Below are 13349 nucleotides of genomic sequence, written 5' to 3' on the forward strand. Positions count from 1 at the left end.
TCCGACGCCCGCGCCAGGGTCTTCCCCGCGCCCCGCCACTCTCCGTGCCGCTCCGGGTAAACGCCTGCAGAACACCGCCCAGGCCCCCCTCGCCGCCGCCGAAACCTTGCGTCTATAATCGTCCGTGGCTGATAAAGAACAAGAAGTTGCCGTCGCGCTGTACCGCTCACACACCCACGGAGACGAGACAAGCATGAGCGAAGCACCACACGGAGCCCCAATCAAAACCCCAGCACAGCTCATCGCCGCGGTTATCGCCGGGTTTGCTGTGCCGATCGTCATCATCGTTCTGCTCGCCGTCTACGTCGACAATTCGACGCGCACCGGCGCCGGCACCGACTCCCTCTCCGAAGCCGAAGTCACCTCCCGCATTCATCCGATCGCCCAGGTCGAGATTCGCGATGCCAACGCGCCGCGCGTCTACAAGAGCGGCGAGGAAGTCTACAAGGCGGTCTGCTCGGCATGTCACGCGTCGGGCGCCGCTGGCGCGCCGAAATTCACCAACACGGCCGACTGGGCGCCGCGCATCGCGCAAGGCTTCGACACGCTGTGGCACACCGCGCTGTCCGGCAAGGGCGCGATGCCGCCGCGCGGCGGCACGAGCCCCGACGACTACAGCGACTTCGAGATCGCGCGCGCAGTCGCGTATATGGCGAACAATTCGGGAGCGAGCTTCCCCGAGCCGGCACAACCGGCGGCGGGCGCGGCGGCAGCATCCGGTGCGGCAGCGGCAGGCGCGGCCGGTGCATCGGACGCGGGCGCAGCCCAGGCCGCCGCGGCGATGGCCGCAATGGCCAGCGTGCCGCAGACCGCCGCACCGGCAGCAGGCGGCGCGCAAAGCGCGGACGCCTCGCAGGCCGGCAAGGCGCTGTATCAGCAGGTATGCCAAGCCTGTCACGCTGCCGGCGTGCTGAATGCGCCGAAGTTCGGCGACAAGGAAGCATGGGAGCCGCGCCTGAAGGACTCGATGGACACGGTCTACAACTACGCTCTGCACGGCAAGGGCGCGATGCCGCCGAAGGGTGGCTCGAACGCATCGGACGCAGACGTGAAGGCCGCGGTCGACTACATGGTCAGCGCGGTGAAATAAAGCGGGCGGCATCGGCCGTCGCTGAAATGAAAAATCCCTGCATGCGGTAACCCGATGCAGGGATTTTTTTGTGCGCAATGGCCCAATGGCCTTTAGCCGCGCCTGGCAGCCATGCAAAGCCCAGCCCGCTCACGCCTTCTGCAACAGCGCCTTCAAACTCGCGAGCCGATCCTTCGGCGACATCGGCGCTTCTTCCGCTGTCGGCGGCGGCGCATCGTCGAGCAGCATCTCGTTGATAAAACGCGACGGCTCGCAGACGACCGTCTCCCGCGCCCGCTTGCGCTTCTTGCACCAGTTCAGATGCAGACTGCGCTGCGCGCGCGTGATCGCGACGTACATCAGCCGGCGCTCTTCCTCGATGCGCGCATCGTCGATCGGCTCGTCATCCGCGCCGCCGCGATGCGGCATGATGCCTTCCTCGACGCCGACCAGGAACACGTGCGGATATTCGAGCCCCTTCGACGCATGCACGGTCGACAGCCGCACCGCATCCGGATCTTCCTCACGGCCTTCGAGCATCGACATCAGCGCCACCGTCTGGATCAGGCCGAGCAGGTTCTTGCCGGTGTCGCCGAAGCCGTCGGCGGTGTCGTAGCCGGTCGCCTCGCTGGCGCTGCCGGGCTGCGGCTCCTCCTTCGTGCCCTTGCGCTTCAACCACTCGACGAACTCGAGCACGTTCTGCCACTTCGCCTGCGCCTGGCGCTCATCGAACGCGTCGTACAGATACGCTTCGTAGTGGATCGCGTCCATCAACTCGTCGAGTAGCGTGCCCGCCGCGTCCTTCTCCGCGCGCTCGGTCAGGCGCTGCATGAAGTCGCAGAACGCGCGCATCGGCTCGATCTGACGCGGCGACAGACGCGCCTCGATGCCACCCATGTAGACCGCTTCGAACAGCGACACCTTCGCCTGGCCCGCGAACGCGCCGAGCGCCTCCAGCGTCGTATTGCCGACGCCGCGACGTGGTGTCGTGATCGCGCGGATGAACGCGGGGTCGTCGTTCGCGTTGGCGATCAGACGCAGGTACGCGCAGATGTCCTTGATCTCGGCCTTGTCGAAGAACGACTGGCCGCCCGACAGCACGTACGGAATCCGCTCGCGACGCAGCACCTGCTCGAAGATGCGCGCCTGGAAGTTGCCGCGATACAGAATCGCGTAGTCGCGGAAATTCGCGCGCCGCTCGAACTTGTGCGCGGACAGGCGAAACACCACCGACTCAGCCTCGTGCTCCTCGTCGTTGCAGCCCGTCACCGTGATCGTGTCCCCCATGCCGTGCTCGGACCACAGCTTCTTCTCGAACAGCTTCGGGTTGTTCGCGATCACGTTGTTAGCGGCGGTCAGGATGCGCACCGTCGAGCGGTAATTCTGCTCGAGCTTGATCAGGTGCAGGTTCGGGAAGTCCTTGCCGAGTTGGCCGAGATTTTCGAGGGTCGCACCGCGCCAGCCGTAGATCGCCTGGTCGTCGTCGCCGACCGCCGTGAACGCCGCGCGCTTGCCGGCCAGCAGCTTCACCAGTTCGTACTGGCACGCATTGGTGTCCTGATACTCGTCGATCAGCAGGTAGCGCAGCTTGTTCTGCCAGCGGTCGCGCACCTGCTCGTTGCTCGCGAACAGTTCGGCGGGCAGGCGGATCAGATCGTCGAAATCGACCGCCTGATACGCATGCAGCGTCGCCACGTAGTTGCGATAGACGATCGCCGCCTGATGCTCGTCCTCGGTCGATGCGGTCGCGATCGCCTGCTCGGGCATGATCAGGCCGTTCTTCCACAGCGAGATGATCGACTGGATCTTGCGGATGAAGCCCTTGTCCGTCGAGCCGACCTGTTCCTGGATCATGCCGAAGCAGTCGTCGGAATCCATGATCGAGAACTGCGGCTTCAGGCCGACGTGCTCCGCCTCCTGCCGCAGGATCTGCACGCCCAGCGAGTGGAAGGTACACACCGTCAGCTGGTTCACGGGCACCTTACGGCCTTCCTTGCCCGGCGCGGTCAGCGTCTTGCCTTCGAGCAGCTTGCCGACGCGCTCGCGCATTTCCGCCGCGGCCTTGTTCGTGAACGTAACGGCGGCAATGTGACGGGGCTCGAAGCCTTTGGCTTCGATCAGGTGCGCGATTTTCTGCGTGATCACGCGCGTCTTGCCGCTGCCGGCACCGGCGAGCACGAGACAGGGACCGTCGAGATAACGGACCGCTTCACTTTGAGCGGGATTCAGGCCTGCGGACATCGTTTGTGGATGGGTAACACGGTTGAGGGCCGCTGAGGTCGGACGGGCGGGAGGCGCCGGCCGATGGCCCGGGACATGCTGCGCGGCGCAATGCGCGCGAGAGGTGCGATGTTAACACGGACACCGCGATGGACGCCCTCGATGAACACCAGCGCTGAATGCCTCGCTTGACCGAACGCCCCGAAGGACCGCGCGCAAGACCGGCGCCGATGCTGAGCCCCCGGTCCCGCCCACAAATGCCACAATGACGGGATTGCGCGCCGTCGCCGCGGTGGCAAGGCGGCGCGCCGCTCCTCCAGGAAGACTCGCATGTCCGCATCGCTGAAGATTGGATTGATGGGCTACGGCTTCGCCGGCGCGACGTTTCACGCACCGGTGATCGAACATTGCGGACGCGCGAGCGTCGCCGCGATCGCGACCGGGCAATCCGAGCGCGCGCACGCCGACTATCCGCACGCGAAAATCGTCGCCGATCTCGACGCGCTGCTCGCGCTCGACGAGATCGAGTGCATCGTGATCGCGACGCCCAACGACACCCACTTCGACCTCGCGCGCCGCACGCTCGAAGCCGGCAAACACGTGGTCGTCGACAAGCCGGTCACGCTGTCCGCCGCCGACGCCTACACGCTCGCCAATATCGCGCTCGCGCGCGGCAAGCTGTTCGTGCCCTTTCACAATCGGCGTTGGGACGGCGACTTCCTGACCGTGCGCGATCTGCTCGCGCGCGTGGAACTGGGGCGCGTCACGCAGTACGAATCGCATTTCGACCGCTTCCGGCCGGGCGTGCGCCAGCGCTGGCGCGAAGACGTGACGCGCGGCGGCGGTCTGCTGTTCGATCTCGGCCCGCATCTGATCGACCAGGCGCTCGCCCTCTTCGGCGCACCGCAGACCGTATCGGCGACGGTGCGCTCGCATCGCGACGACGCCAGCGCCCCCGACTACGTGCACATCCAGCTCGGCTACGACGACTTCGAGGTCGTGCTGCACGCGAGCGCGCTGACTGCGTTGCCGGGACCGCGCTATGCGATCCACGGCACACGCGGCAGCTACGTGAAGTACGGGCTCGACACCCAGGAAGACCAGCTCAAAGCCGGCCTGCACCCGGGCGACGAAGGCTTCGGCGCCGGCAATACCCCCGGCGTGCTGCGCGTGCTCGAAGGCGACCAGGAAGTCGAGCGCGAATTGCCGACCCGCAACGGCGAGTACGCCGGCTTCTATATTGCATTGGCCGATGCGATCCAGAACGGCGTCGCATTTCCGGTCAGCACGCGCGACGCGGTCGACGTGATGACGATCATCGAACTGGCCGCGCGCAGCTCCGAACAGGGCGTGCGGCTGCCGTTCGAGCGCATTCGCTGAATCCCGCGCCACCGGGCATCACTACCGCGCGACCCGGCCTTGTGTACCAAAAACCCGGCGGCCTTTTCCCTGCGCAAAGGCCGCCGGCGCGGGCTTCCCTGACATTCCAGAAAGGAACATAAAGTTACAAATTCGCCCTCTGCTGAGTCAGCGGGCGCTCGTCGTCATCCGTTGCTAGCGGGTAGCAACTCAATACGACAACGACTCCGGGAGAATCCATGTCTCGAATCATCCGTGCCCTCGCCGCATGCGCGCTGCTCACCTCCGTCGCAGCCTGCGTGGTGACGCCGCCGCCCGCGCCGCATCCGGGCCCGACTCCGCAGCAGATCGCCGACCAGCGCCTGCATCAGGTCGACGGCCGCATCGACAATCTCGCGCACCGTATCGACAATCACGTGAATCAGGGCTATTACCCGCCGCCGCAAGGCGCGTCGCTGCATCACCGTCTCGAGACGATCCGTCAGGAAGCGCACGACATGGCCGCGCAGCATGGCGGCGGCTTGTCCGCGGACGAACAGCGTGTGCTGAATCAGGAGCTGGATAACGCGGCTCATGCGATCGGCGAGTAAGCCGGTAATCGAGCCGGCAAACTGACTCGGTACACGAGCTTCAAGGTGAGCACCCACTCCCGCTAAACATGCGGTGGCGGACAGCATCGAAACAAGCTTCTCAGAAGCGCGGCCCCCGGTCCGCGCTTTTTTCTTTTTGGCGCCCCGACCCGCCGCGCCCGCCCCCACACCGCTCGCGGGCCTTTATTTGACAAGCCCCGGCCCGTCGCGTACATTCGCCGCACGCGTCGGGAGAGCGTGCTGGCAAGCGAAAAATCGCAGGCCGCGCCGCCGAAGGGGCACACCCGCAAACTCTCAGGCAAAAGGACCGACCGCGTCGAAAGAACCCGCCTTCCGGCGGTTTTTTCGCACTCTGGAGAGCGGCAGTAGCCATCCGCGTCGCACGTCGCGCACCGCAGGCAGGCTGCCCACCGAAGGGGCGCGCGTTTCACCGTGACAGATCGGGCTCATCGAGCCAGTCGCGGCGGCGCAATCTCTCAGGTATCGAGGACAGAGGGGTCATGCAGAACCACGCTCGCAGGCACAAGGCCGCGAGGCAGTGCGCCGCATGGCCTTTTTTGTTTCGCGAGACGCCCGAGGCCCCATGACCGAACTCAAACACACCCCGCTCCACGCCGCTCACCGCGCGCTCAATGCCCGCATGGTCGACTTCGGCGGCTGGGACATGCCCGTCAACTACGGCTCGCAGATCGAGGAACATCGCGCCGTGCGCACCGACGCCGGCATGTTCGACGTGTCCCACATGTGCGTGGTCGACTTCATCGGCGAGCGCGTCCGCGCGTTTTTCGAATATGCGCTCGCGAACAACGTCGCGAAGCTGCAAACGCCGGGCCGCGCGCTCTACTCCTGCATGCTGAATCCGAACGGCGGCGTGATCGACGATCTGATCGTCTATTACTTCGCCGAAGACCACTTCCGCGTGGTCGTCAACGCCGGCACCGCCGACAAAGACATCGCGTGGTTCAGCCAACTCAATGCCGAAGGCGGCTTCGGCCTCACCATCACGCCGCGCCGCGATCTGGCGATCGTCGCCGTGCAAGGCCCGAACGCGCGCGAAAAAGCGTGGCAAACCGTGCCGGCCGCGCGCGCCGCGACCGAAGCGCTGAAGCCGTTCAACGCCGCGCGCATCGACGGCACGCCGTTCGGCGAGTTGACCGTTGCGCGCACCGGCTACACCGGCGAAGACGGCTTCGAGATCATCGTGCCGGCCGCCCACGTCGAAGCGCTGTGGAATGCACTCGCCGCCAACGGCGTGCGCCCAGCCGGTCTCGGCGCGCGCGACACGCTGCGCCTCGAAGCCGGCATGAATCTGTACGGCCAGGACATGGACGACAATGTCTCGCCGCTCGACGCCGGCCTCGCATGGACCGTCGACCTCACCTCGCCGCGCGACTTCGTCGGCAAGAGCCGGCTCGAAGCCGACGGCTCGCGCGCCGCGTTCGTCGGCCTGATCCTGCTGAAGGACAACGGCAAGGCCGCGGGCGTGCTGCGCGCGCATCAGAAGGTCGTCACGCCGCACGGCGACGGCGAAATCACCAGCGGCACGTTCTCGCCGACCATGCAGGAATCGATCGCCTTCGCGCGCGTGCCGAAAGGCGTGCAGCCGGGCGACACCGTGCACGTCCAGATTCGCGACAAAGCCTGCCCCGCAAGCGTGGTAAAACTGCCGTTCGTGCGCAATGGCAAGGTGCTGGCGGTCTAAGCGGCCGGCGCACGCCCCCTACATTCAAAACACTACCGAACACACCGTTTAGGAGCATCCGATGAGCATCCCGGCCGATCTGAAATACACCGAATCGCACGAATGGGTCCGCACCGAAGCGGACGGCACGCTGACGGTCGGCATCACCGACCACGCGCAGGAAGCGCTCGGCGACATCGTCTTCTTCGAAGTCCAGGAACTGGGCAAGTCCGTGAGCGCGGGCGACACCGTCGCCGTGATCGAATCGGTGAAAGCCGCTTCCGATATCTACGCGCCGGTTTCGGGCGAAGTGATCGAGGCGAACACCACCGTCGCCGACTCGCCGGACAGCGTCAACAGCACGCCGTACGACAGTTGGCTGTTCAAGATCAAGCCGGCCGCCGATGCGTCGCTCGAGCGTCTGATCGACGCCGACGCGTACGCAAAGTCGATCGGCGCCTGAGTCGCGACCTGACTCACTGCCTGATTCACTTTTCGTTTTAACCGTCAGACGCGGCGCTCGCACCACGGCGCGCGCCGCGCCGCCAGGAACACCCATGAAGCTCGAACACCCGGATCGTCTGATGAACCGCACTCCTCTCTCGCTCGCCGCGCTCGAAGTGCACGACGCCTTCGCCGAACGGCATATCGGCCCGGATGCGGCCGACCAGCAAGCGATGCTCGAAGCCCTCGGCTTCGCGTCGCGCGCGGCATTGATCGACGCCGTCATCCCGAAGACGATCCGCCGCACCGAAACCCTGCCGCTCGGCCCCTTCGCGCAACCGAAGAGCGAAGCCGAAGCGCTCGCCGCGCTGCGCGAGCTCGCGGACAAGAACCAGGTGTTCCGCTCCTACATCGGCCAGGGCTATTACAACGCCCACACGCCGACGGTGATCCTGCGCAACGTGCTGGAAAATCCGGCGTGGTACACCGCGTACACGCCATACCAGCCTGAAATTTCCCAAGGCCGTCTGGAGGCCCTGCTGAACTTCCAGCAGATGGTCACCGACCTGACCGGCCTCGCGATCTCGAACGCATCGCTGCTCGACGAAGCGACCGCCGCCGCCGAAGCGATGACGCTTCTGCAACGCGTCGGTAAGCCGAAGTCGAACGTGTTCTTCGTCGCCGACGACGTGCTGCCGCAAACCATCGAAGTCGTGAAGACGCGCGCGACGCCGGTCGGCATCGAAGTGAAAGTGGGCCCGGCCGCTGCAGCCGCCGACGCCAACGCGTTCGGCGTGCTGCTGCAATACCCGGGCGTGAACGGTGACGTGCGCGACTACCGCGCGCTGACCGAAGCGATTCACGCGGCGGGCGGCCATGTGGTCGCCGCCGCCGACCTGCTCGCGCTGACGGTGCTGACGCCGCCGGGCGAATGGGGCGCCGACGTCGCGGTCGGCAATACGCAGCGTTTCGGCGTGCCGGTCGGCTTCGGCGGCCCGCATGCCGCGTACCTCGCGGTGCGCGACGAATTCAAGCGGCAGATGCCGGGGCGCCTCGTCGGCGTGACCGTCGACGCGCAAGGCAACCCCGCGCTGCGTCTCGCGCTGCAAACGCGCGAGCAGCACATCCGCCGCGAGAAGGCGACCTCGAACGTGTGTACCGCGCAGGCGCTGCTCGCGATCATGGCGAGCATGTACGCGGTCTATCACGGCCCGCGCGGCCTGAAGACGATCGCGCTGCGCGTGAACCGCATCGCCACGCTGCTCGCCGAAGGCGCGAAGCAACTCGGCTACAAGCTCGTCAACGAAACCTTCTTCGATACGCTCACGTTCGACACCGGCGCACGCACGCAAGCGCTGCATGACGCGGCCACGGCGAAGCGCATCAACCTGCGCCGCGTGAGCGCGACGCAAGTCGGCCTGTCGATCGACGAAACCACCACGCGCCAGGATCTGGCCGACCTGCTCGCGGTGTTCGCGCAAGCGGCCTTCTCGAGCGACGTGCCGCAAGTCGACGCGCTCGACGCCGCGCTGAGCGCATCGAACACCGCATCGGTGCCGGCCGCGCTCGAACGCACGAGCGCGTACCTGACGCATCACGTGTTCAACCGTCATCATTCGGAAACGGAAATGCTGCGCTATCTGCGCAGCCTGTCGGACAAGGACCTCGCGCTCGACCGCTCGATGATCCCGCTCGGCTCGTGCACGATGAAGCTGAACGCGACCTCGGAAATGCTGCCGGTCACATGGCCGGAGTTCGGTCAGATCCATCCGTTCGCGCCGGCTGACCAGACCGTCGGCTATCGCGAGATGATCGATCAGCTCGAAGAGATGCTGGTCGCAGCGACCGGCTACGCGGCCGTGTCGCTGCAGCCGAACGCGGGCTCGCAGGGCGAGTACGCGGGTCTGTTGATCATCCACGCGTACCACGCGTCGCGCGGCGAAGCGCATCGCAACGTCTGCCTGATTCCCGCTTCGGCGCACGGCACGAACCCGGCGTCAGCGCAGATGGCCGGCATGCAGGTCGTGGTCGTCGCATGCGACGCGCAGGGCAACGTCGATATCGAAGACCTGAAGAAGAAGGCCGCGCAGCACGCCGACAAGCTCGCGGCGATCATGATCACGTATCCGTCCACGCATGGCGTGTTCGAACAGAATGTCCGCGAAATCTGTGAGATCGTTCATGCGCACGGCGGCCAGGTGTACGTGGACGGCGCGAACATGAATGCGATGGTCGGTCTGTGCGCACCGGGGCAGTTCGGCGGCGACGTCTCGCACCTGAACCTGCACAAGACCTTCTGCATTCCGCACGGCGGCGGCGGCCCGGGCGTCGGTCCGGTCGCGGTCGGCGCGCATCTCGCGCAGTTCCTGCCGAATCAGACTTCGTCGGGCTATGAGCGCGCGCCGCAAGGCATTGGCGCGGTGTCGGGCGCGCCGTACGGCTCGGCATCGATCCTGCCGATCTCGTGGATGTACATCGCGATGATGGGCGCGAAGAACCTGACCGCCGCGACCGAAACCGCGATCCTCAACGCGAACTATGTCGCGAACAAGCTCGCGCCGCACTATCCGGTGCTGTACTCGGGCCCCGGCGGCCTCGTCGCGCACGAGTGCATTCTCGATCTGCGTCCGATCAAGGACACCAGCGGCATCACCGTCGACGACGTCGCCAAGCGCCTCGCCGACTACGGCTTCCACGCGCCGACGATGAGCTTCCCGGTGCCGGGCACACTGATGGTCGAGCCGACCGAGTCGGAGTCGAAGGAAGAGCTCGATCGCTTCGTCGAGGCGATGATCGCGATCCGCGAGGAAATCCGCGCGGTCGAGGAAGGCCATTCGGATCGCGAGGACAATCCGCTGAAGCACGCGCCGCACACGGCGGCGGTCGTGATCGCCGACGACTGGAAGCATGCGTATGCGCGCGAGACCGCCGCCTATCCGCTGAAGACGCTGATCGCGAACAAGTACTGGCCGCCGGTCGGCCGCGCGGACAATGTGTACGGCGATCGCAATCTGTTCTGCTCGTGCGTGCCGATCGCGGATTACGAGTAAGAGCGAGCAGGCGGGACGTCATGCGCGGCGGCCGCCGCCGGCCACGCCGGCGGCACGCGTGGGCGAGCGAAGCGGCGCGGTGAAGGTCCGTCAGCGTCCGCGCGCGGTCCTGTCGTCGAAAGCCGCAACCGGCTAACATCACACACCGAATCAGCCTAATGAGGAGTTCCGCATGGCGCGAAAGGTGCGATTGATGCAATGCCTGGCCGAAGCCGCAGCCGCCCGTTCGTGGCGGCGCGCTTGCGCGGTGCTGCTGGCCGGGGCGGCCGCGTTGCTGCCGCTGCACGAGGCGCAGGCCGCGATGAATTTCTGCGCGGCCCCGGCGCTGCAAACGAGCGAGCGCACCAATGCCGATCCCGGCGTCAAGGCGCTCGTCGCCAACGTGCAGGCGCATCTGAACGAGCCGCCGCATGCGCTCGCGAAACTGCACACCGAGGGCACGCTGCCGCACGAGGGCATCTACGATCAGAGCGTCGAAGCGGAGAAGGATCTCGACCTGCTGCGCGACGCCGCGCTCGCGTGGCGCGCGACCAGCGACGACCGCTTCCTGAAGCTCGTCGACCGCCTGCTGTATGCGTGGGTCACGACCTATCAACCGAGCTTCAATCCGATCGACGAAACGCATTTCGAAGGGCTGATCCTCGCGTACGACATGACCGCGAGCGCGTTGCCCGTGAAGACGCGCAACGCCGCGATGGCCTTTCTGACGAAATTCGCGAACGGCTACATCGCGCAGATCGACGCGCAACCGCGGCCGCTCACGGGCACGTTCCGTAACAACTGGCAAAGCCACCGCATCAAGCTGATCGCGATGGCCGCATTCACGCTCGACAACCGCAAGATGATCAATGCCGCGCAGCGGCTGTTCGTCGAGCACATCGGCGACAACATCGCGCCGGACGGCTCGACGGTCGACTTCGGCGAGCGCGATGCGCTGCACTACGTGACCTACGATCTGCAACCGCTGGTGACGGCCGCGCTCGCCGCGCGCCGGCACAACCGCAACTGGCTGCAGGAGAAGGGCGCGAACGGCGCGACGCTGCTCGCCGCGCTGAACTGGCTGGTGCCGTTTGCTACCGGCAGCCGGACGCATGAGGAATTCGTGCATTCGAACGTCGCGTTCGATGCAAAACGTCGCGAGGCCGGCTTGCCCGGTTATTCGGGTCAGTGGGATCCGAAGAGCGCGACGGAACTGTTTCACCTGGCGGCGCGTCTCGACGGACGCTTTACGCCAGTCGCGCTGCAGCTCGCACCGACGCCGCCCGCATGGCTCGCCGTGTGTTTACCGCTGCCGGCGCGCTAAACTCTTATCTATACGCAGGGAGCAGTACATGGCAGTCAGCGTCTTCGATCTCTTCAAAATCGGCATTGGTCCGTCGAGTTCGCATACGGTCGGGCCGATGCGCGCGGCACTGATGTTCGTCCAGGGGCTCGAGCGCGACGGGCTGCTCGATGCCACCGCATCGGTGAAAGCGGAGCTGTACGGCTCGCTCGGCGCGACCGGCAAGGGGCACGGCACCGATCGCGGCGTGATGCTCGGTCTGATGGGCGATGCGCCCGACACCGTCAATCCCGAGACGATCGCTCAGCGGCTCGAGGCGGTGCGCACGTCGCGCAAGCTCGCGCTGCTCGGCACGCACGACGTGCCGTTCGTGCAGAAGGAGCACATCGCGTTTTATCGCCAGGCACTGCCCGAGCATCCGAACGGCCTGAAGCTCTTCGCGTTCGATGCGCAAGGCGCGACGCTGCGCGAGTCGACCTATCTGTCGGTCGGCGGCGGCTTCGTCGTGACGGCCGGCGCACCGAACACGAAAGTGTTGAGCGCCGTCGATCAGCTTCCGCATTCGTTTCGTACGGCCAACGAATTGCTCGCGCTGTGTGCGTCGAGCGGCAAGAGCATCGCACAGCTGATGTGGGAAAACGAACGCGTCTGGCACAGCGAGGAAGAAACGCGCACGGGTCTGCTGAAGATCTGGGACGTGATGCAGTCGTGCGTCGCGCGCGGGTGCGGCATCAACAATCCCGATGCCGACGGTCACCTGCCCGGCCCCTTCCAGGTGAAGCGGCGCGCGCCGCAGCTGTATCGCGCGCTGACCGGCAACCCTGAGCGCGCGTTGCAGGATCCGCTGTCGATGGTCGACTGGATCAACCTGTACGCGATCGCCGTCAACGAAGAGAACGCCGCGGGCGGGCGCGTCGTGACCGCGCCGACCAACGGCGCGGCCGGCATCATTCCGGCGGTGCTGCACTACTACACGCGCTTCATGCCGGGCGCGAACGAGCAGGGCGTGATCGACTTCCTGATGACGGCCGCCGCGATCGGCATCCTCTACAAGCTGAACGCGTCGATCTCCGGCGCGGAAGTGGGTTGCCAGGGCGAAGTCGGCGTCGCCTGCTCGATGGCCGCGGGCGCGCTCGCCGCCGTGATGGGCGGCACGCCGAAGCAGGTCGAGAACGCCGCGGAAATCGGCATGGAGCATAACCTCGGGCTCACCTGCGATCCGGTTGGCGGGATGGTGCAGATTCCGTGCATCGAACGTAATGCGATGGCCTCGGTGAAGGCGGTCAACGCCGCGCGCATGGCGTTGCGCGGCGACGGTAGTCACTACGTATCGCTCGATTCGGTGATCAAGACGATGCGCGAAACCGGCGCGGACATGAAGACCAAGTACAAGGAAACGTCGCGCGGCGGCCTCGCGGTAAATATCGTCGAGTGTTGAGTCGTTGAGCGCGGCATTCGATTGCATGCGATCTGTTCGGAAAAGCGCGGGCCCTGTGGTCCGCGTTTTTTAATTGAGCGATCGTATTGCGCATCCGCCGATCAAACAGTTGCGCTGCGCCATGACAGCGCCCACATGCTCGGCGTAAGCTGTCGAAGCGCCCATCGGCCGCGCTTGCAGGTTCGGTCGATGCGGCTCCATCCCAACGCACTCATG

The 13349-nt window shown here is 65.9% G+C and carries 10 protein-coding genes and 2 riboswitches; of the genes, 8 read left to right on the forward strand and 2 right to left on the reverse strand.

Annotation, left to right across the window (positions count from 1 at the left end; all coding sequences use genetic code 11):
• Positions 1 to 193 precede the first annotated feature (193 nt).
• Complete coding sequence (locus EVC45_RS03230; RefSeq protein ID WP_129956603.1) at positions 194 to 1090, forward strand: cytochrome c5 family protein; 897 nt, start codon at positions 194 to 196, stop codon at positions 1088 to 1090.
• Here the strand turns inward: EVC45_RS03230 and EVC45_RS46130 are convergent.
• Together EVC45_RS46130 and EVC45_RS03235 are read right to left on the reverse strand one after the other, a co-directional pair.
• A complete protein-coding gene (locus EVC45_RS46130) occupies positions 1074 to 1223 on the reverse strand; it encodes a hypothetical protein (RefSeq protein ID WP_211193360.1) in 150 nt (49 codons plus the stop codon). The genes EVC45_RS03230 and EVC45_RS46130 overlap by 17 nt on opposite strands.
• Positions 1220 to 3310, reverse strand: coding sequence for a UvrD-helicase domain-containing protein (locus EVC45_RS03235; RefSeq protein WP_129956604.1), 2091 nt, complete (start codon positions 3308 to 3310; stop codon positions 1220 to 1222). Before EVC45_RS03235 ends, EVC45_RS46130 begins: the two co-directional genes overlap by 4 nt.
• Before the next feature lie 309 nt (positions 3311 to 3619).
• Here EVC45_RS03235 and EVC45_RS03240 point away from each other — a divergent pair, with 309 nt between their 5' ends.
• From EVC45_RS03240 to EVC45_RS03270, 7 genes are all read left to right on the forward strand, one after another.
• Positions 3620 to 4669, forward strand: a complete 1050-nt coding sequence (locus EVC45_RS03240) for an oxidoreductase (protein WP_129956605.1) — start codon at positions 3620 to 3622, stop codon at positions 4667 to 4669.
• Between the two features lie 218 nt (positions 4670 to 4887).
• On the forward strand, positions 4888 to 5238 hold the full coding sequence (locus tag EVC45_RS03245) for a hypothetical protein (protein WP_129956606.1): 351 nt from the start codon (positions 4888 to 4890) through the stop codon (positions 5236 to 5238).
• Positions 5239 to 5456: 218 nt separating this feature from the next.
• A riboswitch (glycine riboswitch) is annotated at positions 5457 to 5559 on the forward strand.
• Positions 5560 to 5580: 21 nt separating this feature from the next.
• A riboswitch (glycine riboswitch) is annotated at positions 5581 to 5741 on the forward strand.
• Between the two features lie 80 nt (positions 5742 to 5821).
• Positions 5822 to 6940 (forward strand): glycine cleavage system aminomethyltransferase GcvT, encoded by a 1119-nt coding sequence (gcvT, locus tag EVC45_RS03250; protein ID WP_129956607.1) that lies wholly within the window; start codon positions 5822 to 5824, stop codon positions 6938 to 6940.
• A 61-nt stretch (positions 6941 to 7001) separates the two neighbouring features.
• Complete coding sequence (gene gcvH, locus EVC45_RS03255) at positions 7002 to 7382, forward strand: glycine cleavage system protein GcvH (protein WP_129956608.1); 381 nt, start codon at positions 7002 to 7004, stop codon at positions 7380 to 7382.
• Between the two features lie 94 nt (positions 7383 to 7476).
• Positions 7477 to 10413 (forward strand): aminomethyl-transferring glycine dehydrogenase, encoded by a 2937-nt coding sequence (gcvP, locus tag EVC45_RS03260; RefSeq protein ID WP_129956609.1) that lies wholly within the window; start codon positions 7477 to 7479, stop codon positions 10411 to 10413.
• A 172-nt stretch (positions 10414 to 10585) separates the two neighbouring features.
• The gene (locus tag EVC45_RS03265) at positions 10586 to 11716 is read left to right on the forward strand and encodes an alginate lyase family protein (protein ID WP_129956610.1); all 1131 of its coding nucleotides are present in this window, start codon (positions 10586 to 10588) and stop codon (positions 11714 to 11716) included.
• A 28-nt stretch (positions 11717 to 11744) separates the two neighbouring features.
• Complete coding sequence (locus EVC45_RS03270; protein ID WP_129956611.1) at positions 11745 to 13133, forward strand: L-serine ammonia-lyase; 1389 nt, start codon at positions 11745 to 11747, stop codon at positions 13131 to 13133.
• Positions 13134 to 13349 lie beyond the last annotated feature (216 nt).

It is taken from the genome of Paraburkholderia sp. UYCP14C, from assembly GCF_004197395.1.
Taxonomy (GTDB): domain Bacteria; phylum Pseudomonadota; class Gammaproteobacteria; order Burkholderiales; family Burkholderiaceae; genus Paraburkholderia.